Annotated in this window: 15 protein-coding genes; 7 read left to right on the top strand and 8 right to left on the bottom strand. The window is 60.1% G+C overall.

Annotation, left to right across the window (positions count from 1 at the left end):
* Positions 1-11 precede the first annotated feature (11 nt).
* The 5 genes from hutU (at position 12) to AR456_RS15215 (ending at position 8376) form a co-directional block, all read left to right on the top strand.
* Entirely contained in the window at positions 12-1715 is a 1704-nt protein-coding gene (gene hutU, locus AR456_RS15195; protein ID WP_021818495.1) for a urocanate hydratase, read from the top strand.
* A 174-nt stretch (positions 1716-1889) separates the two neighbouring features.
* Positions 1890-3431 (top strand): histidine ammonia-lyase, encoded by a 1542-nt coding sequence (hutH, locus tag AR456_RS15200; RefSeq protein WP_021818494.1) that lies wholly within the window; start codon positions 1890-1892, stop codon positions 3429-3431.
* 354 nt (positions 3432-3785) lie between these two features.
* Positions 3786-5120: a Na+/H+ antiporter family protein gene (locus AR456_RS15205; RefSeq protein ID WP_021818493.1), complete on the top strand. Its 1335-nt coding sequence runs from the start codon at positions 3786-3788 to the stop codon at positions 5118-5120.
* A gap of 108 nt (positions 5121-5228) precedes the next feature.
* A complete protein-coding gene (locus AR456_RS15210; RefSeq protein ID WP_021818492.1) occupies positions 5229-6866 on the top strand; it encodes a BCCT family transporter in 1638 nt (545 codons plus the stop codon).
* A complete protein-coding gene (locus tag AR456_RS15215; RefSeq protein ID WP_021818491.1) occupies positions 6859-8376 on the top strand; it encodes an HAL/PAL/TAL family ammonia-lyase in 1518 nt (505 codons plus the stop codon). Before AR456_RS15210 ends, AR456_RS15215 begins: the two co-directional genes overlap by 8 nt.
* Before the next feature lie 105 nt (positions 8377-8481).
* Here the strand turns inward: AR456_RS15215 and AR456_RS21735 are convergent, their stop codons facing one another.
* The 3 genes from AR456_RS21735 to exaC form a co-directional block, all read right to left on the bottom strand.
* Positions 8482-10167, bottom strand: a complete 1686-nt coding sequence (locus AR456_RS21735) for a methyl-accepting chemotaxis protein (protein WP_269465160.1) — start codon at positions 10165-10167, stop codon at positions 8482-8484.
* A 250-nt stretch (positions 10168-10417) separates the two neighbouring features.
* Positions 10418-11446: an alcohol dehydrogenase AdhP gene (gene adhP, locus AR456_RS15225; RefSeq protein WP_031207524.1), complete on the bottom strand. Its 1029-nt coding sequence runs from the start codon at positions 11444-11446 to the stop codon at positions 10418-10420.
* 180 nt (positions 11447-11626) lie between these two features.
* Positions 11627-13147 carry an acetaldehyde dehydrogenase ExaC gene (gene exaC / locus AR456_RS15230; RefSeq protein ID WP_021818488.1) on the bottom strand — a complete coding sequence of 507 codons (1521 nt, stop codon included), beginning with the start codon at positions 13145-13147 and terminating at the stop codon, positions 11627-11629.
* Between the two features lie 202 nt (positions 13148-13349).
* On the opposite strand from exaC, the gene AR456_RS15235 reads away from it, so the two are divergent.
* Positions 13350-14036, top strand: coding sequence for a response regulator (locus AR456_RS15235; protein ID WP_021818487.1), 687 nt, complete (start codon positions 13350-13352; stop codon positions 14034-14036).
* Between the two features lie 6 nt (positions 14037-14042).
* Here AR456_RS15235 and AR456_RS15240 read toward each other — a convergent pair whose 3' ends face one another.
* Complete coding sequence (locus AR456_RS15240) at positions 14043-14969, bottom strand: LysR family transcriptional regulator (protein WP_021818486.1); 927 nt, start codon at positions 14967-14969, stop codon at positions 14043-14045.
* A gap of 190 nt (positions 14970-15159) precedes the next feature.
* Between AR456_RS15240 and AR456_RS15245 the strand changes: the two genes are divergently transcribed.
* Positions 15160-15477, top strand: a complete 318-nt coding sequence (locus tag AR456_RS15245; protein ID WP_021818485.1) for a DUF2798 domain-containing protein — start codon at positions 15160-15162, stop codon at positions 15475-15477.
* 56 nt (positions 15478-15533) lie between these two features.
* Here AR456_RS15245 and AR456_RS15250 read toward each other — a convergent pair whose 3' ends face one another.
* The 4 genes from AR456_RS15250 to fruA all read right to left on the bottom strand — a co-directional run bounded on the left by AR456_RS15250 (position 15534) and on the right by fruA (position 20803).
* A complete protein-coding gene (locus tag AR456_RS15250; protein ID WP_021818484.1) occupies positions 15534-16928 on the bottom strand; it encodes an ATP-binding response regulator in 1395 nt (464 codons plus the stop codon).
* Positions 16912-18090, bottom strand: a complete 1179-nt coding sequence (nosP, locus tag AR456_RS15255; protein WP_021818483.1) for a nitric oxide-sensing protein NosP — start codon at positions 18088-18090, stop codon at positions 16912-16914. Before nosP ends, AR456_RS15250 begins: the two co-directional genes overlap by 17 nt.
* 115 nt (positions 18091-18205) lie before the next feature.
* Positions 18206-18802: a putative antibiotic biosynthesis monooxygenase gene (locus tag AR456_RS15260; protein WP_021818482.1), complete on the bottom strand. Its 597-nt coding sequence runs from the start codon at positions 18800-18802 to the stop codon at positions 18206-18208.
* A 237-nt stretch (positions 18803-19039) separates the two neighbouring features.
* A complete protein-coding gene (fruA, locus tag AR456_RS15265; RefSeq protein ID WP_031207513.1) occupies positions 19040-20803 on the bottom strand; it encodes a PTS fructose transporter subunit IIBC in 1764 nt (587 codons plus the stop codon).
* Between the last annotated feature and the right edge of the window lie 10 nt (positions 20804-20813).

Genomic DNA, 20813 nt, shown 5'->3' on the forward strand with positions numbered 1-20813 from the left:
ACCCACAGCAAATGTCTTCCCAAGAGCAGTCATTGAAAACTCAACACGATAAGCGCCACGACTCCAGCCGCCGTATTTCTGCCCCCACCGGTACAGAGCTGTCCTGCAAGAGCTGGTTGACCGAAGCACCGCTGCGCATGCTGATGAATAACCTGCACCCGGATGTTGCCGAGCGTCCCGAAGACCTGGTGGTCTATGGCGGCATCGGTCGTGCCGCGCGCGACTGGGAATGCTTCGACAGAATCGTCGAAACCCTGCGTCGTCTGGAAGACAACCAGTCACTGCTGATCCAGTCCGGCAAGCCAGTGGGTGTATTCGAAACCCACAGGGATGCTCCGCGCGTGCTGATCGCCAACTCCAACCTGGTCCCCGCCTGGGCCAACTGGGAGCACTTCAACGAACTCGACCGCAAGGGCTTGATGATGTACGGCCAGATGACCGCTGGTTCGTGGATCTACATCGGCTCCCAGGGCATCGTTCAGGGCACCTACGAAACCTTCGTCGAGGCCGGGCGCCAGCATTTCGATGGCGATCTCAAGGGACGCTGGATTCTGACCGCTGGACTCGGTGGCATGGGCGGTGCCCAGCCGCTGGCCGCAACCCTGGCCGGAGCCTGCTCACTGAATATCGAATGCCAGCAGACCAGCATCGATTTCCGCCTGCGTACCCGTTACCTCGATGAACAGGCCAGCGATCTGGATGACGCTCTCGAGCGTATCCAGCGCTATACCGCCGAGGGCAAGGCAATCTCCATCGGCCTGTGTGCCAATGCCGCCGACGTGCTGCCTGAACTGGTCAAGCGCGGCATCAAACCGGACATGGTCACCGATCAGACCAGCGCCCACGATCCGCTGCATGGTTATCTGCCGGCCGGCTGGAGCTGGGACGAGTACGTGGAGCGTGGCAAGAGCGAGCCGGAAGCGACCGTCAAGGCGGCCAAACAGTCGATGGCGGTACACGTCAGCGCCATGCTCGAGTTCCAGAAGATGGGCGTGCCGACCTTCGATTACGGCAACAACATCCGTCAGATGGCTCAGGAAGAAGGTGTCCACAATGCCTTCGATTTCCCCGGCTTCGTGCCCGCCTATATTCGTCCGTTGTTCTGTCAGGGGGTCGGCCCGTTCCGTTGGGTGGCGTTGTCCGGCGATCCCGAGGATATCTACAAGACCGATCAGAAGGTCAAGGAACTGATCCCCGACGATCCTCACCTGCACAACTGGCTCGACATGGCTCGTGAGCGTATTGCTTTCCAGGGCCTGCCGGCACGTATCTGCTGGGTCGGCCTCAAGGATCGCGCTCGCCTCGGCCAGGCCTTCAACGAGATGGTCAAGAATGGTGAGCTCAAGGCGCCCATCGTCATTGGTCGTGACCACCTCGATTCCGGCTCGGTGGCCAGTCCCAACCGCGAGACAGAAGCCATGCAGGATGGCTCGGATGCGGTCTCCGACTGGCCGCTGCTCAATGCGCTGCTCAACACCGCCGGTGGTGCCACCTGGGTATCGCTGCATCACGGCGGCGGCGTCGGCATGGGCTTCTCACAGCATGCCGGGGTGGTGATCGTGGCCGATGGCAGCGACGACGCCCATGCTCGTCTGGGCCGTGTACTGCGCAATGACCCGGCGACTGGCGTCATGCGCCATGCCGATGCCGGCTATGACATCGCCAGGGAGTGCGCCCGGGAGAATGGCCTCGACCTGCCAATGGTCGATAAGTAAAACCTTCTACATCCACAGCCATGCTTCTCGCTGGCACGCGGAGCGTCGGTGGCAGGTCGAAGCGAAGATTCGATGCCTTGGATGGCATCGGTAGCGCCCAGGGATGGGCTCACAGCGCCTTCGCGTAGTGCCTGCCACCGGCAAGCTCCGGCCCGGCGAGATAAGGAATTCCCCATGAACCATTTCGAGATACACCCCGGCAAGATGAGCCTGGCACAAGCGCGCCGGGTCTTCGAAGCCCCCCTGCAGGTCAGCCTGCCGACGAGCGCCGATGCCAGGATCAGCGCCAGCGTCGACTGCGTCAATCGTGTCGTCGAAGAGGACCGCACCGTCTACGGCATCAACACCGGATTCGGCCTGTTGGCCCAGACTCGTATCGAAAAGGACAAGCTCGAGGACCTGCAGCGCTCACTGGTGCTGTCCCACGCCACCGGTGTCGGCAGCGCCATGGATGACGATCTGGTGCGCCTGATCATGGTGCTCAAGGTCAACAGCCTGGCCCGCGGCTTCTCCGGTATTCGCCGTGAGGTACTGGATGCCCTGATCGCCTTGCTCAATGCCGAGGTCTATCCACATATCCCGCTCAAGGGCTCGGTCGGAGCCTCCGGAGACCTTGCTCCACTGGCGCACATGAGCGTGGTGCTGCTCGGCGAAGGTAAGGCTCGCCACAACGGCGAATGGCTGTCGGCAACAGAAGCCCTCGAGATCGCCGGGCTCGAGCCGTTGTCCCTGGCACCCAAGGAAGGTCTGGCCCTGCTCAATGGCACCCAGGTCTCCACTGCCTATGCGCTCAAGGGCCTGTTCGATGCCGAGGACCTTTTCGCCGCCGCCACGATCTGTGGCTCGCTCACCGTGGAAGCTACCCTTAGCTCACGCTCCCCCTTCGATGCGCGCATTCATGAAGTTCGCGGTCAGCGTGGCCAGATCGATGCCGCCTCAGCCTACCGGGAATTGCTCGGCGCGCGCAGCGAGATCAGCGACTCCCATGTCGATTGCGGCAAGGTCCAGGACCCCTATTCTCTGCGCTGTCAGCCTCAGGTAATGGGCGCCGTACTCACCCAGATCCGTCAGGCCGCCGAGGTCCTGGCCGCCGAGATCAACGCCGTCTCGGACAACCCTCTGGTGTTCGCCGAACAGGGAGACATCATCTCCGGCGGTAATTTCCACGCCGAGCCGGTCGCCATGGCTGCGGACAACCTGGCATTGGCCATCGCCGAGATTGGCTCGCTCACCGAGCGACGCATCTCCTTGATGATGGACAAGCACATGTCCCAGCTCCCACCCTTCCTGGTGGAGCACGGCGGCGTCAACTCGGGTTTCATGATCGCGCAGGTGACAGCGGCCGGGCTCGCCAGCGAGAACAAGGCGCTAGCGCACCCGCATAGCGTCGACAGCCTGCCGACCTCGGCCAACCAGGAAGACCATGTTTCCATGGCTCCGGCTGCTGGCAAGCGGCTATGGGAAATGGCCGACAACGTGCGCGGCATTCTCGCCATCGAATGGCTGGCCGCCTGTCAGGGGCTGGATTTCCGCAACGGTCTCAGGACCACCGACACACTGGAAAAAGCTCGCCGGGTACTGCGCGAGCGTGTCGCCTATTACGACAAGGACCGTTTCTTCGCGCCGGATATCGAAGCCGCCAGCGCACTCCTCGCGGAACGCCACCTCAGTCGCCTGGCACCTGCCGACCTGTTGCCCAGTCAGGCTCAGTATTGATCCAGCAATCGAACCGATCATCCAGATCGCGTTGATTGCCGCCCTCCCCACGCTGGCGCAGATGGATACGTCCGCTGGCGTGGGGCGGGCCAGCGGCTAGTGCTGGTCCCTGGTCCCTGGTCCGGAGGCGCCACATCGGCGCCACATCCTTGTGCCGCGATCAACCCAACATCAAGGCTTTCCGGGGAGCCGCTGGATGACTGCGCGTGTACACCGCCTCCTCGATGTCCACGCGCCATCCGCCGCTTTCCTGCATGAGACGCAACCTCGTCGCCCTTTTACAGTCTGGCCGGAGGCCGGTAACCGGGACCGGGCGACAACAACAACAATCGACCTTCTCACAAGGGGCAAGATATGAACGCAGTCGTTTTGGCCATCCTGGTCATGGTTACCCTCAGCCTGATGCGTGTATCCGTCGTGTTCGCGCTGATCACCGCTGCTCTGATCGGCGGCCTCTACGCTGGCATGCCGGTAGGCGAGATCATTTCCGCCTTCAACGACGGCCTGGGTAACGGTGCCAAGGTAGCGATTTCCTACGCCGTACTGGGTGCCTTCGCCGTAGCGTTGTCACGTTCGGGCATCACCCAGTTGCTCTCCAACAAGGCCATCGCCAGGCTGGGGCTGGATGACGGAATTCCCAACCGCCAGTTGATCGTCTTCACCCTGCTCGGTGTGCTGCTGGCCGCAGCGGTGAGTTCCCAGAACCTGATTCCGGTGCATATCGCCTTCATCCCGGTGCTGGTACCGCCACTGCTCAAGCTGATGAACCACCTGCAGCTCGATCGCCGCGCCGTGGCCTGCGTGATCACCTTCGGTATCACCGCACCCTATATGCTGCTGCCCGTCGGATTCGGCTCGATCTTCCTGCACGACATCCTGCTGACCAATCTCAACGAGAATGGCCTGAACGCGACACCAGGCATGGTGCCGATGGCCATGATCGTGCCCATCGGCGGCATGGCCATCGGCCTCGTGGTAGCCCTACTGTTCAGCTATCGTCGCAAACGCAATTATCAGGACATCGAGCTGGCCCACGGCGATGAGACACCCAGACAGGCCGCCCAGCACCTCAAGCCCTGGCAGATGCTGGTACTGGCGACAGCCCTGGTCAGTACCGTCACGGTCCAACTGTTCACCGGATCGATGGTCGTCGGGGGGCTCTTCGGCTTTGCTCTGCTCTCGGTGAGTGGTGTATTCCGCTGGCATGAGCAGGACGGTATCTTCACCGAAGGCATGCGCATGATGGCTCTGGTCGGTTTCATCATGATCTCGGCGGCAGGCTTCGCCAGCGTGATGCAGGCCAGTGGCCAGGTCGAGGCGCTGGTCACCAGTTCCACCGAGATAATCGGCGACAACAAGGGACTGGCCGCCCTGGTCATGCTGCTCGTAGGGCTGTTCATTACCATGGGAATCGGCTCGTCGTTCTCGACCATTCCGATTATCGCTTCGCTCTACGTTCCCATGGCGCTGAACTTCGGTTTCTCGCCCATGGCGACCATTGCCCTGGTGGGCGCCGCCGCCGCTCTCGGCGATGCCGGCTCGCCAGCGTCCGACTCGACCCTCGGGCCAACGGCCGGCCTCAATGCCGACGGCCAGCACGACCACATCTGGGACAGCGTGGTACCAACCTTCCTGCACTACAACATCCCGCTGGTGGCCTTTGGCTGGATCGCTGCCATGACGCTCTGATCCTGACGGTAGCCAATAGCATCGTGAGCTACACAAGGTACCGCTGACACCAGCGGTACGTCACACCCACTACTTCCACATCAACAACAGCTGCCGAGTGCCTCCACAATGGATACGCAAAACGATACACGCAACAGCAGGCGCAGCCTGAAACTCAGCGTGTTCCTACCGTCCTTCGCTATCATCCTGCTCGCCGTTGCCGTCGGGCTGATCAACAACGAATTGCTGGTCGAGGTGGCCAAGCAGCTGTTCTACATCTCGCTATCGGATTTCGGCTGGCTGTATCAGTTGGTCGCCGTATCCGCGCTCCTCATCACTACCTTTATCTTCTTCTCCAGGGCCGGCAACATCCGCCTCGGCGGCAAGGATGCCAAACCGCAGTTCTCCGTTGCCTCCAACTTCGCCATGGCATTGACCGGCGGTATCGCCACGGGTGTCGTCACCTACTCGGTCAACGAACCGATCATCTATCTGGGCAATATCTACGGCGAAATCGCGCAACAGGACTTCGCCGCAGGCAGCGGTGAAGCAGCGATCTTCGCACTGGCCAGAAGCTTCCATAACTGGAGCTTCATTCCCTACGCCATCTATTCCATCGTCGGCTTGATGATCGGCTACATGCACTTCAATCGCCGCCAGAAATTTTCCATCTCTTCGACGATCACTCCGGTACTTGGCAGTCATGCCCATAAACCGGGGGTGCGCGCAGTGGTCGACATCATTTCAGTGCTGGCAATTGCCCTGGGGCTGGCCTCATCGCTGGGCGCTGGCCTGGCGTTGATCAGCTCTGGACTCCAGGCGCAATACGGTGTTGTGCCCAATGCCACCACCTGGTTGCTCATCAGTCTGGTCATCGCCGCGATCTTCATTACCTCCGCCATCTCGGGGCTCAAACGCGGCATTCGGATGTTGTCATCGCTCAACGCCTGGATCTTCTATGCCTTCGTCGCCATTCTGGTCGTGGTCGGGCCGTTGACTTACATCCTCAGCCTATCGGTCACCAGTTTCGGTTACTGGCTGGACAATCTGCTGCTGTGGTCCTTCGACACCAAGGAAGCGGGTGGTGAGGCGCTGGTCACCTGGTGGACCATGTATGACTGGTCGATCTGGATCGCCTATGCACCGCTGATGGGCCTGTTCCTGGCGCGTATCTCCTATGGCCGTACCCTGCGTGAATTCCTGATCATCAACTGGATCCTACCGTCGCTGTTCGGCCTGGTATGGTTCGCCATCTGGGGTGGTGCCGCCATCAAATGGCAACTGGATGGCAGTATCGATCTGATCAGTATCGTCACCGAGAACGGTGCTGTCTCCGGTCTATGGGGCTTCCTGCAGCATCTGCCGCTGGCAGCGCTGCTGGTGCCGTTGGCGATCTTCACACTGGTCATTTCCTTCTCCACTGCCGCGGACTCGATGTCCTCGACCATCGCCACCATCTGCACCCGCAATATCTCCGCCGACGAAGAGTCACCGACGCGCCAGAAGGTGCTGTGGGGACTGTCGATCGCCATCATCGCCTACATCATGGTGGCTTTCGGTGGCGGCGCCCAGGGAGTGGATGGCATCAAGTATCTGGCCGCAGCCGGTGGCTTCGCGGTGGTATTCCTGTTTGTGCTGATCCTGATCTCGGCGGCACGCACCTTTATCGGTTCCGGTGCAGGGCGAATGGAAGCAGAGAGACTGGAAGCAGAGGCCCTGGATGATGAAAACAAGCTCACAACCTTCAAGGAAAGCGCGCATGAATGACGTCCAGGCGGTGCAGATCACCACTGCACCACTCGGTTGGCAGCTGGTGGTCGCGGTCGCTCGCGACCGCCGGCCTCTGGAGCTGTCCGGTGACGTTCGCGAGCGTATTGCCGCTGCTCGTCAGGTGGTCGAGAAGATCGCTCGCTCGGACAAACCACACTACGGCATCAATACCGGACTGGGTGCGCTCTGCCATGTGGTGCTCAAGAATGACGAACTGGCACGCTTGTCACGCCATACGCTGATGAGCCATGCCTGCGGTGTCGGCGAAGCTCTGCGCGGAGAGCAGGTTCGCGCCATCATGTGCTGTGCGGTGGCCAACTACAGTCAGGGACATTCGGGCATCAGTCCACACATCGTCGATGCGCTGGTCGAATGCCTGAATCACGACATCATTCCAGTGGTGCCTGCTCAAGGGTCTGTGGGCTACCTCTCGCATATGGCACATATCGGTCTGGCACTGATTGGTGAGGGCGAAGTGCTGCACAGAGGCCAACGCCGCTCTGCGGAACAAGCGCTGGCCGAAGAGAACATCGCCCCTGCCGCGCTGGGCCCCAAGGATGGCCTGAGCCTGGTCAATGGTACCCCGGCCATGACCGGGCTGGCCTGCCTGGCGCTGGCCGATACCGAGCAATTGGCCAATTGGGCCGATACCATTTCCGCCATGAGCTTCGAAGCACTACGCGGTCAGCGTGATGCCTTCGACGATGCCGTCATCCGTCTCAAGGCTCAACCCGGCATCCAGACCTCAGCCCGGCATCTGCGTCACATGATCGAAGGCAGCGAATGGCTCGAGCAGTGCCACGCTGATCATCTGCAGGATGCGCTCAGTTTACGCGCCATTCCCCAGGTGCATGGCGCCTGCCGCGATCAGTTCAATCACGCCGCGCGCCAGATTGATGGCGAGCTCAACTCGGCGACGGACAACCCACTGGTTATCGCCACACAGGACGGCCATCGCATCGTTTCACAGGCCAATCCTCACGGTGCTTCCGTGGCCATGGCCTGCGACCTGCTGGCCATCGCCGTGTGTGAATGGAGCTCGATCTCGGAGCGCAGGAGTTATCGCCTGGTCACCCCTCAGGCCAACCAGTTACCGCCCTTCCTGAGTGAAGCCAGTGGCGTGAAGTCGGGGATGATGATCGCCCAGTACAGCGCCGCATCACTGGTCGCCGACAACAAGCGTCTCGCTCAGCCAGCAGTGACGGATAACTATCTGACATCGGGACTGCAGGAGGATCACCTCAGCCTGGGAGAAAGCGCAGCGCTCAAGCTCGACCAGGCATTGAGCAATGGCTTCCACGTGCTCGGTATCGAATACCTGCTGGCAGGCCAGGCACTGGACCTGATTGAGGGTAGTTGCTTCGGGCATGGCACCGAGGAGGCGCGTAGCCACCTGCGGCACCATATCGATTTCTATGACGAGGAACATCCGCTACACCGGGATATGGCGGCGGCATCACAACTGCTGAGATCGACCAGCCTGACCAGCAATAGCGGTGCCATCTGACACCGCTACCACCTCCTGCATGGCGACGGTATTATCCCGGCATCGGATATAGCGTCGCATGTCGCCGGAGCTCGCTTCCCGCACCGTGGCCAGTGTCTATGGGGATCAGAAGGCTTCCCATTCCTCGGCTTCTTGAGTGGTTCTGCGACGCTTGACCGCCGGTGCCGACGCTACCTCCGGGGCAACCGGGGCTAACGCTGGGCGAAGCGGACTGTGGTCACCGATCGGGGCCAGCCGGAAGGTAGCTACCACCGACTCGAGACGCTGGGTCTGGTCTGCCAGTGATGTCGCGGCGCTTGAAGCCTCCTGCACCAGTGCCGCGTTCTGTTGGGTCACCTGCTCCATCTGCGTCACCGCCATGCTGACTTGCTCGATACCGTCACGCTGCTCCTGTGAGGCGACAGCAATCTCATCCATGAAGTCACTGACCCGCTTGACCGCATTCACGATGTCAGCCACGGTGGTCCCCGCGGTTTCAACCTGTGACGATCCCTGCTGCACCTCGGCGGTCGTGGCTTCGATCAACTCCTTGATATCCTTTGCCGCTCGAGAGCTGCGACCCGCCAGGTTGCGCACCTCATCGGCAACCACTGCAAAGCCACGGCCCTGATTCCCTGCCCGCGCGGCTTCCACCGAAGCATTCAAAGCCAGGATATTGGTCTGGAAGGCGATCGCATCGATCATGCCAATGATGTCGGCAATCTGGCGCGAACGTTCACTGATGCCCTGCATGGATTGACTGACCTCGTCCATCACCAGGCCGCCGCGCTCCGCCATGACGGAGGCATCATTGGCCAGGCTGCTGGCCTGACGCGCATTATCGGCGTTCTGATGCACGGTAGAGGTCATTTCCTCCATGCTGGCAGCCGTTTCCTCCAGCGATGCCGCCTGCTGTTCGGTGCGCGACGACAGATCAGCATTGCCCGCCGCAATCTGGCTGGTGCCGACATGAATCGAGGCGCTGGCATCGCGTACACCGCCAATCGCCGTCAACAGGCTCTGCTGCATCTCGCGCATGGCGCTGAATAGTCGTCCGACCTCGTTGCGACCACGCTCGGGAATGGTATTGGAAAGATCCAGCCTGGCGATGGCGGTAAAGTGTCCCACCGCCTCTTCCAGCGGCCTGACCACTCCACGCATCAGGCCGAGGTAGACAATAAAGGCCACGAGGGCCCCCAACACCAACGCCGAGATGGACAGCACCAGCAGTGTGCGATCGGTTTTCGCCATATCGGCATGGACCTGATTCGTCACCTCGTAGATCTGATCAATGAAATCTCCCGTCAAGTCGATCAGCGCTTTCTTCTTTGGTGCCATGCGTAGTTCAAGGGCACTGGCATGCACCGAATTACCCGCGGCAAGCTGATACTCGATCTCCGAGCGAACCGCCTGGAAGGCATCCTGAAGCTCATTGGCCATGCTGGCTCCTGCCTCGAGCTTCGGTGCCTCCATGAAGGTAGTGAAGGAACCATCCGCACGACCCAATACCGCACTGATCTCGGACGCCAACTCCTCCGCCCTGTCCCGCTGCCCCTCGTTGAGGGTATTGCGATACAGTCCCAGCATATCGCCAGCCAGCGTCAGGCGATTGATTGCACGGTTCAGGGAAAGCCCCTGCACAATCCCCAGGTTCTCGATCTGATCCGTCTGCCGCTCCCCCTGGTTGGAGGCATAAAACCCCAGACCACTGATGGCCACACTCACCGCGGCCATCAATACCAGGGCCAGTATCAAGCCACTCTTTACCGATAGATTGCGTATTGCTCTCACCATTGCTGGAGCCTTTGCCATGACCTGTTTCACGCAACCCATTCGATGAGCCGCATCCCGTCAGCGCGCAAGCGCTGCGAGACTATCGGCAAAACGGCGTCAAACTTTAGATAATCGAGATATGGCTTTGAGAGTGCAGAAGGCCGGTGACAACATCGGCCTTCTGCGATAGAACGAGGTATTTCCGGGCACTTCTGCTACACAGAACGCTTTTCTTCACGCCCCCCTCTGCCTCTCCGAGAGCTTGTTCCCGGATTTTCACTTCTGCCCCTCAGGCCTGCATGTCGATAACCACGCGACCTTCGATGCTTCCCTTGATCATCCGCTCGAAGACGTCGTTGATATTGTCCAGCTTATCGGTGGAAACCGTCGCTTTCACCTTGCCTTCCCCGGCGAATTCCAGCGCCTCCTGGAGATCCTTGCGTGTGCCGACAATCGAACCACGTACGGTGATGCCATTGAGTACGGTCTCGAAGATCGGCAGCGGAAAATTCCCCGGCGGCAGGCCATTGAGAGAGATGGTGCCGCCACGCCGCACCATCCCCTGAGCCTGCTCAAATGCCTTGGGTGATACCGCCGTCACCAGCACACCGTGGGCTCCTCCAATATCACGTTTGATAGCGGCAACCGGGTCTTCCTTCATGGCATTGACGGTGACCGTCGCGCCCAGGCGGCGGGCCAGATCCAGCTTGGCATCATCGATATCGACAGCGGCTACGTTGAGCCCCATGGCTTTCGCATACTGCACTGCCATATGTCCCAGACCACCAATACCCGAGATAACGACCCATTGCCCGGGGCGAGTATCCGTCTGCTTCAACCCCTTGTAGACCGTTACGCCCGCACACAGCACTGGTGCGATATCCACGAACCCCACATTATCCGGGATATGTCCCACATACCCGGCATCGGCCAGGGTGTACTCGGCAAAGCCACCATTGACCGAGTAACCGGTATTCTGCTGCGATTCACACAGGGTTTCCCAGCCGCCCAGACAGTGCTCGCAATGGCCACAGGCACTGTACAACCAGGGCACACCGACGCGGTCGCCTTCCTTGACATGTTTGACACCCTCGCCAACCGCCGCCACATGGCCGACGCCTTCATGACCCGGAATGAACGGCGGGTTGGGCTTGATCGGCCAATCACCATGCGCAGCATGCAGGTCGGTGTGGCAGACTCCGGATGCGGCGATCCTGACGACGATCTCACCACGTCCCGGACGCGGAACAGGCGCCTCCTCGATACGTAGTGGCTGGCCGAACTCGCGTACCACTGCAGCCTTCATGACATTTTCCATCACGATCTCCAATAATCGAGCAATACCGGCCCCGCCAACCTCATCGATGCTGAAGCCGGATTACAGTAGATAAGGATATTGGGACTGCTGACCCGCAGTGACGTGAATGTCATTTGCAAGCCGAGTCAGCAGCCGGTTCACAACCGATTAAATCAGCTCATCGGCAGCGCGATGCCGGGGCTAGAAGAACCCCAGTGGGTTGGTGTCATAGCTGACCAGCAGGTTCTTGGTCTGCTGATAATGCTCCAGCGCGACCTTGTGGGTCTCGCGTCCTACGCCCGACTTCTTGTAGCCACCGAAGGCAGCATGAGCCGGATACTGGTGATAACAGTTGGTCCATACTCGGCCAGCCTGAATCCCGCGCCCCATGCGGAAGGCGACATTGATGTCGCGGCTCCAGACGCCAGCGCCGAGTCCAAACTCGGTGTCATTGGCGATGGCCAATGCTTCGGCTTCATCCTTGAAGGTGGTCACGGCAACCACCGGGCCGAAGATTTCCTCCTGGAAGACCCGCATGCTGTTGTTGCCCTTGAGCAGAGTCGGCTGGATGTAATAGCCATTGTCATACTTGGAGTCGAACTCAGCCTTGCCGCCCCCGGTGAGAAATTCCGCACCTTCCTCACGGGCGATGTCCATATACGACATGATCTTGTCGAATTGTTCCTTCGACGCCTGGGCACCCACCTGAACATCCGTATCCAGCGGGTTACCACGCTTGATCTTCGTGACCTTCTCCATGACCTTCGCCATCAAGGGTTCATAGATGCTTTCCTGAATCAGCGCGCGAGATGGACAGGTGCAGACCTCGCCCTGATTGAAGAAGGCCAGCACCATGCCTTCCGCCGCCTTGTCGATAAACTCCGGCTCGGCATCCATGATGTCGGCAAAGTAGATGTTGGGTGACTTACCGCCCAGCTCCACGGTCGAGGGGATGATATTGGCCGCGGCACACTCGAGAATATGCGAGCCCACCGGGGTCGAGCCGGTAAAGGCGATCTTGGCGATGCGTTTGCTGGTTGCCAGAGCTTCGCCGGCCTCGGGGCCAAAGCCATTGACGACATTGACTACGCCTGGCGGCAATAGGTCACCGACCAGCTCCATCAATTTGAGAACCGAGGCAGGCGTCTGTTCGGCAGGCTTGAGCACCACGCAATTACCGGCAGCCAATGCCGGTGCCAGCTTCCAGGTGGCCATCAACAGAGGGAAGTTCCACGGAATGATCTGTCCCACCACGCCCAGCGGCTCATGGAAGTGATAGGACACGGTATTGGCATCGATATCGGCGGCTGTACCTTCCTGAGCCCGGATACAACCTGCGAAGTAGCGGAAATGATCCACCGCCAACGGAATGTCGGCATTGAGCGTCTCACGCACCGCCTTGCCGTTGTCCCAGCTTTCGGCCACCGCCAGCATCTCGAGGTTGGCCTCGATGCGGTCAGCAATCTTCAGCAGCACATTGGAGCGTTCAGCGGCAGATGTCCTGCCCCATGCCGGAGCAGCGGCATGAGCGGCATCGAGAGCCTTGTCGATATCTTCCGCCGTCGAGCGCGGTATCCGGCAGAACACCTCGCCATTGATCGGACTGATGTTATCGAAGTACTGGCCCTTCACCGGTGGCACGAACTCGCCACCGATATAGTTGCCATAGGTTTCATCGAAATTGACAACCGCATCGGGTTGTCCGGGGTTGGCATAGATCATGGCGCGACTCCTGTTAGGGTTCGCCGTCGTAAGCGACGTCGTTATGGTTGTGATCGAATCCATACTTGGTCTACCCAGTCTTGGTCACTGGTGCGCATTGCGACATACTGCCCTGGCAGGAGTCAGCCTCCTCCTTCGGTAGGAGGCCAGGCAGATCCTGAAAGATACCTGACATGACCAGCCCCAAGGAGGAACCACGCCCATGTACCGGCTATTGGTGGCCGATGACCACCCCCTGTTTCGTGACGCCCTGGCCGGCGTGGTCGAATCCACTCTGCCGGGTAGCACCCTGAATGAAGCCGACTGTTTCAGCAATCTGCTCCTGCTCCTGGAACAGTGCGATGACGTAGACCTGGTACTACTCGACCTCAACCTGCCTGACACCACCGGTCTCGATGGCCTGTCCCGACTGAGACAGCATTTTCCGGAAGTCCCCGTTGCAGTCATCTCGGCGCAAAGCGACCGCCGCACGGTGCTTGATACCCTGGATCTCGGGGCAGTCGGTTATGTACCGAAGTCGACACCACGCCCGGCCCTGATGAGCGCGCTACGCCAGATCCTCGATGGTCAGGTCTACCTACCTGCCGAACTGTTACGCCGCCCGCCAATCCCCAGCACTCCCCCCCCTCCTTCCGTCGCAGAAACATCAGACAGACAGCACCAACGTCTCGAGCAGCTCACTGACAAACAGCTCGAAGTCCTGATGCTGTTGATCCGAGGGGGGTCCAACAAGGGCATCGCCCGACAGCTCGACATTGCCGAAACCACGGTCAAGACACATGTCTCCGCCATCCTCAGAAAGCTCGAAGTGAACAGCCGAGTGCAAGCGATCGTGGCAGTTGAAGAGGCCCTCCTGGCAGATACCCTGGCCAGACGCCGCAACCGATGATGCCGATCAGCTCCGGCGCCATGCCGGTGGCAAGCGATCACTCAGAAAGTCCATGAATGCCCTGACCTTGGGCGTCACATCCTTTCGGTGCCCGACGCATAGATAGATATCCATGGGCTCGGATACGGCACGCACCTTGTCGTCGCTACCCGCCTCAAACAGGGATACCAGCTCCCCTCGCTCGAGAAAGGGTCCGGCAATGAAGGCGGCCAGTCGGGTGATCCCCCCATCGGCAAGGGCCATGCGTGCCAGGACATCGATATCATCACTGATCATGGCCACCTTGATATCCGGCTCGAAACGGATGCCATCGCGAACGAATCCCCAGCTCAGAAAGCGCCCATCCATGGGAAAGCGAAACGCCAGGCAATCATGGTGCTTGAGCTCTGCTGGATCGTGAGGCGTGCCTGCGCGGCGCAGATAGGCCGGAGACGCGCAAAACAGGAAAGGAATAGACGCGATATGACGCGCTACCAGCCCATCTTCCAACTGTGGAGTGATGCGTATACTGACATCCACGGTCTCGCGGATATGGTTAACGCTGCGATCCGTGGTCAGCAACTCCAGTGAAAGATGGGGATAGGCGGCATTGAACTCCGGGATCAAGGGCGCCAGCACATGGCGTCCAAAGGCCGCGGTGGAAGCGATCCGCAATCGCCCACGGGGAGCTGCATGAAGAGAGGCGATGGCGTTGTGGGCCTGTTCGATATCGCGGGCAATGTGCTTGACCCGTTTGTAGTAGACCGTGCCGCTGTCGGTCAGCGCCATTCGGCGCGTCGTGCGCGACAGCAGCCTGACATCAAGCTGGGTTTCCAGGCGCGCAATGCTCTGGCTGACCGCCGCAGAGCTGATGCCCAGCTGCCTGGCACCTGCAGCGATACTGCCCGCTTCCACCGTTCGCACGAAACATTCGATAGCGCGCAGAGTATCCATCTATTCTGAAAATCGCCTTTACGAAAACTGCCTGCAAAAACAGTCGTCCTTGCAAAGGATAGTCATAATGAAGAATACGATACAGAATTATTAACCATCAGTTAATAGAGTGATTAGTCCCGCAAGTCTACTCGCTGACATCCGGGTGGGATAGGGTAGCAACCCTCAAGACACCACCCAGGAGTCATCAATGGAACCACAAGCCAACGCAGCCTCTGATCGCTCCACTGTCATCAGGAAGGACACCGCCAGAAAGAACATCATCAAGCAGGTGATAGAAAAGCGAGGATTGCCCCATCGCTGCACACCCGTGGTATTTGCCTTCTACATGGCAGGGATCATGGCGTTCTTGATGTGCCTGGTGATCACTGCTGCCAATGGCGGCCTGGGAGAGAGCTACATGGAAACGGTGTGGGAGGCCTATCAACTGGCCATGCCAATAGCCTTTATCTGTGTGCTCATCGTCAGGCCAGTCGTGGTCAGATTGGTCACGTTGACCATTGAGTAGTCTGACAGATACTAGAGATATCATCGCAAGGCTGCTGATACCCCCATGGCTGGCGGTCACCCGTCTCGTCGTCTGCCCTTCCCCAGCAGGTGAATCAGGGTCTGGCGCAGGCGCAAGGGTTTGACCGGCTTGAACAGGCAGGGGAAACCGCGCTCACGACAACGGCGCTTGATCTCGGCATCGTGATTGGCGGTGATCAGCATCGGCATGAGATGGGGGTAGCGCCGAACCAGCCGCTCGGCCAGGGACAGCCCGTCCTGGTCCTCGGCATTCAGGTGATAATCGATCAGCAGCACACCGCGGCGCATACTGTCCTCGACTTCGCTCAACTGTGCTTCCAGTTCCGCAGCACACCTGGATACGCGAACGTGGCAGCCCCACCCGGAGAGCAGCGCGCTCATTGCGTCGAGAATGCTGGCATCGTTATCGAGCACCCACAGCCTGGCGTCATCCAGCGCCCCTCCCGCCTGGTGGTGAGTCACCACAGGTGTCATGGGGGGCGCAAGCTCGGCATACGGTAGCATCACGGCAAACAGTGTGCCCCGTCCCGGCTGGCTGGCCAGACGCAAAGGATGGTTGAGCAGGTGCACGATGCGATCCACGATGGCCAAGCCCAGTCCCAAGCCAGGAGACTGCCGCGACACTGGATCGTGACCACGTCGAAATTCGAGGAAAATCTCCTCGCGGCGTGCGTCCGGAATACCAGGGCCGGTGTCCGCCACGACAACTTCCAGCCCCTGCGAACGACGTCGGCACCCCAGCATGATTCGGCCACTGTCAGTGTAACGCACGGCATTGGCAATCAGGTTGCGTATCACTCGGGCCAACAGGGCCTGATCCGATTCCACCACGGCTGAGCTGGCCACATAGCAGAACCCCAGCCCCTTGGCCTGCGCCATCTGGCGAGATTCTTCTGCCAGGGTATCGAGCAGTTCATCCACCGCAAAAGGCGCCACATCCGATGTCATCACCCCCGCATCCAGGCGTGAGATATCCACCAGGGTTCCCAGCAACAGCTCCACGTCCCGCAGGGAACGACCGATCCTGTTCACCAGAACGTCAGCTTCACTGTCCAGTGGATGCTCCTCCAGCGCACTGGTGAACAGTCGAGCGGCATTGAGCGGTTGCAAGACATCATGGCTGACCGCAGCGAGAAAGCGTGTCTTGGAATGGTTGGCGGCTTCTGCCTCGCGCCGCGCCTCTTCCAGATGGGCATTGGCTTCAGCCAGTTCATCCAACGTTCGGTGCAGAGTGTCAGTACGCTCGCGCACCTGCTCGGCCAGCAACACGGCATGCTCGAATGCGCCATAGGGAGCCCTGCCTGCACCAGCGGACTCCACTCGCTCCATCAATGCCTGGCAGATACGCCGCAGCCGCCGGTTTTCCTCGAACAGTTGCTGTTCCAGGGGAGTCTTCGGCTCGCCATCGGCAACCTCACTGCGCAAGTCCAATCGCCACTCCGGTGAATGTCTGGTTAACGTGCATACCGTGATGTTGCTCGCCATAGGTGTTGAATCCAATCACCTGAGCGTCAGCCAGACGGCGCGAACCTTCTGCGATCATGCCCAGCGATTCGAGCTCCAGGCGGCGCAGGAAGCAGTCACAGCCGATGATCAACCCTGGACGCCCCAGGCGCGACTCCAGTCCAGCCACCGTCTCATCCAGGGCCTGTAGCTGCGAAGCAGCCCGCATGGCCGTCAGAACGATGCCATTCTCCACCGCACAGTAGAAACTTAGACTGCCATCTGTATTGACACGCTGAATCGAGCGCACGAACCAGGCGTCACCCAGCTTCACCGCCAGGGGATGACGGGAGAACACGACCTCATCCAGCGCTGCGACCGGCAGACCGACCAGGCGAGCGTACTCTTCCGCTGCCGGCAATGCATTGAGCTCCATCACCCGGCGCGCGGAAGCATCTGCCTGCGTCACAACCAGCTTCTCACCACGTGATACCAGATGATGGGCGGAAAACACTTCAAAGGGGTGATGGGTCGTGATCAGCACTACCACAGCAGCATCACTATGGAAACGGTCTCCGGCAAAGACATGGGTATTCGTCAGGCGATTATCATCCCCGGCCGATCCGCCGAAGCTGGGAATGCCACCAAGGGCCGCATCCAGGGTGGCCAGGACCTGCTCCTCACTGGATGACAGGCCATCAAGGAGCGTCAGGGCAAAGGTCCCGATGTCCCTTCCAGGCTCCCCGGCAAAACGCTGACGAGCCTCTTGAACTAGACTATCGACCCGTCGCTGAGCCTCCACCAGCGTGACATGACCGAGTTCGTCCATCAGTGTGGCGGCAACCCCGAAGTGGCGGCGATCGAAACCAAGCGCAACGATGCAGCCACGTTCATAGCCCGCTGGCGTGATCTCCCCTGCCGTGGTACAGCCAGCCAGGGGAATCTCGGCAAATGCTGCGTTCAAGGCCTCGCCGAGGGGATCCAGCGCATATTCTGCACTGACAAAGAACAGTACGAAGCCAAGATCGTCATGCATCAGTGCATGATGCAGCGCCTGCGCTACTTGCCTGGCATTCTGGCTGCGGCTGACCGCAATGCGCACACCAGGCATGCCGTGGAAAGAAGAAGAGAGGGGCTGAAGCCGCGCCATGCAAGGACTCCCGGAGACGTCATCCAGGACATCGTCTCAGGAGTCCCAGCGGTTCTCAACGCGACCATAGGGGAGTCATGTCACTTTCCGTGGTGCTTCTTGCCTGCCGTCGCCCTTACCCCCGCTTGAAGCGCAGGCGCAGCTTGCGTCCCGGCTGTGCCTGTAGCCATGGAGCCAGCAGACGTGTCACCAGCGGAATGAAGAAGAACACCATGACCGGGGTCAGCATTAGCGTGCTGGCCAGCACTCGCGGCACCACAGGCAAGTCGGCGAGCGCTTCACCAAACAACAGCTGGAACATCAACGAGACGGGGAAAAATGCCAGCCAGATGGCAATCGCCTGTTTCCAGCGTGGCGGTGTGCGTGGACTGGGGCTGGTAAACCATCCATCCATGCCTACCGCGCGGTGCTCTTCTGGTGCAGCGAACAGCCCTGTGCCCCGTTCCAGCCAGGCACGACGAGAGGCCGAATGCTCCCAACGCTCCAGCGTCTCGGCATCCTGAAATCGAAAGATGATCTGATATTCGTCGTCGCCAGGCGGTGGCGCCAGAATGCCGGAGCCCAGATAGCCGGTAAAGTCAGCAGCCAGCTCACGCCCCTCATCCAGCCATCGGCTGAAATCCGCATAGCGCCTACTGGCCACGCGACGCGCAACCATCAAGGTAACGGGTTGATGTGACTGGTGGTGATACGACTGGTGGTGATGCGACATAGGGGTCTCCCTGTCGTATTCAGGTTGAGTCGAGCCTGGGTAAGGCCCGGGAGCTGCCGATCGACGATGTGAGCGTCAGGATCAGCGCTTCCCTGAATATTTATCTAGCAAGATACATGCCGAAAATTTCGCGACATTATGCCAGGAAAGGGAGGGATAAGCCATGAACCATAAAATACGAGCTACGAGCTACGAGTAGCATAGCTCGTAGCTCGTAGCTCGTATCCAGGCCATGCGTCAGCCGCTCTGCATCACCGCCATGGGCTCGGCTTCCCGACGCTTGAGCATTGCATAGCCCAGCCCGGTGAACAGTGAGCCAGCGATGATGGCCAGCAGATAACCGACCACGGGCGTGATGGCATTGGGGATCAGCAGTACGAAGACACCTCCGTGCGGCGCCATCAGCTTGGCCCCCACCAGCATCGAGATGGCACCGGTCACTGCACCACCAAGCATCGATACCGGGATTACCCGCAGCGGATCACGTGCGGCGAAGGGGATCGCACCTTCGGTGATGAAGCACAGCCCAAGAACAAAGGACGCCTTGCCGGCCTCGCGCTCGGCCTGGGCAAACTTGCTGCGGGCGGCGAAAGTGGCGATGCCCATGCCGATCGCCGGCACCATGCCCGCTGCCATGATCGCAGCCATGGGCGCGTAGGTCTCGGAGGCCAGGAGTCCAACACCGAAGGTATAGGCCGCCTTGTTGACCGGCCCGCCGAGATCGAAACACATCATCGCGCCCAACAGAATGCCCAACAGTACCGCATTGGTGGAGCCCATGCCTTCGAGGAACACGGTCAAGGCAGACAGGATTCGCGCCACTGGCTCACCGACCACATAGATCATCACCAACCCGGTGATCAGGCTCGCTACCAGTGGAACAATCAGGATCGGCTTGAGCGACTCCACGCTGGAGGGCAGGCGCACATAGTGGATCACTGCCTTCGCCACATAGCCGGCGAGGAAACCGGCAATGATGCCACCAATAAAACCCGCGCCGAGATTAGCCGCCAGCATACCGCCGATCATGCCTGGAGCAATGCCGGGGCGGTCGGCAATCGAGTAGGCTATATAACCGGCCAGCACCGGCACCATCAGCGCGAATGCAGTACCGCCACCGATATCCATCAGTGCCGCCGCCAGAGTACCTTGCTCCTTGAATGCCTCGATCCCGAACACGAAGGACAAGGCAATCAACAAGCCCCCGGCCACCACCATCGGTAACATGAAGGACACCCCGGTCAGCAGGTGCTTGTAGACGCCCTTGTCCTTGAAACTGCGCGCGCCTTCGGAAGACGCCTTGGCTCCCGCTTGAGCGTCGCTTTCCACTTGAGCCTCGGTCAACGCGGACCCTATGGTCTGGCGGGACTTCTTGAGTGCGTTACCGGTAGAAGTTCGATAGATCCGTTTACCGGCAAAGCGGCTGGGGTCAACCTCGATATCACAGGCCAGAATCACCAGATCCGCAGCCGCTATTTCTTCATCGGTCAGCTTATCCTGAGCCCCTACCGAGCCCTGAGTCTCGACACGGATCTCATGGCCGAGACCACGGCCGGCCTCGGCCAGTGCCTCAGCGGCCATGAAGGTATGGGCGACTCCGGTCGGACAAGCGGTCACGGCGACAATGCGCTGCGCACCTGCGCTGCTCGCTGCCGCTGCTACACTCGTCTGGACTTCCTCATTCAACGGCGTAAAGACGCTGGCATCATGCTGTGCCTGCTGCAGGAATTCACCGGGCTGCGGCAGAGCCTGACTCGTCTGGCCACGATAGAGCCGCTTGCCACTGAAGCGCTGTGCGTCAGGCAGATGATCACCGACAGCGATGATCAAATCTGCGTTGGCGATGGCTTCTGCTGAAACCGGCGCAAGGCGTTCGAGACTCGAGTGCACCTCGAGCTCCATCTGCCAGCCCAATGCCTGAGCAGCGGGCTTGAGACGTTCTGCGATCAGATAGCTGGTCGCCGTCCCGCTATGGCAAGTGGCAATCAGAATCACGTTCATGCCTGTACTT

The organism is Halomonas huangheensis (assembly GCF_001431725.1).
Classification (GTDB): Bacteria; Pseudomonadota; Gammaproteobacteria; order Pseudomonadales; family Halomonadaceae; genus Halomonas; species Halomonas huangheensis.

Coding starts and splice junctions, on each gene's coding strand:
- hutU (WP_021818495.1), top strand. CDS start 12: ATGTCTTCCCAAGAGCAGTCATTGAAAACTCAACACGATAAGCGCCAC.
- hutH (WP_021818494.1), top strand. CDS start 1,890: ATGAACCATTTCGAGATACACCCCGGCAAGATGAGCCTGGCACAAGCG.
- AR456_RS15205 (WP_021818493.1), top strand. CDS start 3,786: ATGAACGCAGTCGTTTTGGCCATCCTGGTCATGGTTACCCTCAGCCTG.
- AR456_RS15210 (WP_021818492.1), top strand. CDS start 5,229: ATGGATACGCAAAACGATACACGCAACAGCAGGCGCAGCCTGAAACTC.
- AR456_RS15215 (WP_021818491.1), top strand. CDS start 6,859: ATGAATGACGTCCAGGCGGTGCAGATCACCACTGCACCACTCGGTTGG.
- AR456_RS21735 (WP_269465160.1), bottom strand. CDS start 10,167: ATGGCAAAGGCTCCAGCAATGGTGAGAGCAATACGCAATCTATCGGTA.
- adhP (WP_031207524.1), bottom strand. CDS start 11,446: ATGGAAAATGTCATGAAGGCTGCAGTGGTACGCGAGTTCGGCCAGCCA.
- exaC (WP_021818488.1), bottom strand. CDS start 13,147: ATGATCTATGCCAACCCCGGACAACCCGATGCGGTTGTCAATTTCGAT.
- AR456_RS15235 (WP_021818487.1), top strand. CDS start 13,350: ATGTACCGGCTATTGGTGGCCGATGACCACCCCCTGTTTCGTGACGCC.
- AR456_RS15240 (WP_021818486.1), bottom strand. CDS start 14,969: ATGGATACTCTGCGCGCTATCGAATGTTTCGTGCGAACGGTGGAAGCG.
- AR456_RS15245 (WP_021818485.1), top strand. CDS start 15,160: ATGGAACCACAAGCCAACGCAGCCTCTGATCGCTCCACTGTCATCAGG.
- nosP (WP_021818483.1), bottom strand. CDS start 18,090: ATGGCGCGGCTTCAGCCCCTCTCTTCTTCTTTCCACGGCATGCCTGGT.
- AR456_RS15260 (WP_021818482.1), bottom strand. CDS start 18,802: ATGTCGCATCACCACCAGTCGTATCACCACCAGTCACATCAACCCGTT.
- fruA (WP_031207513.1), bottom strand. CDS start 20,803: ATGAACGTGATTCTGATTGCCACTTGCCATAGCGGGACGGCGACCAGC.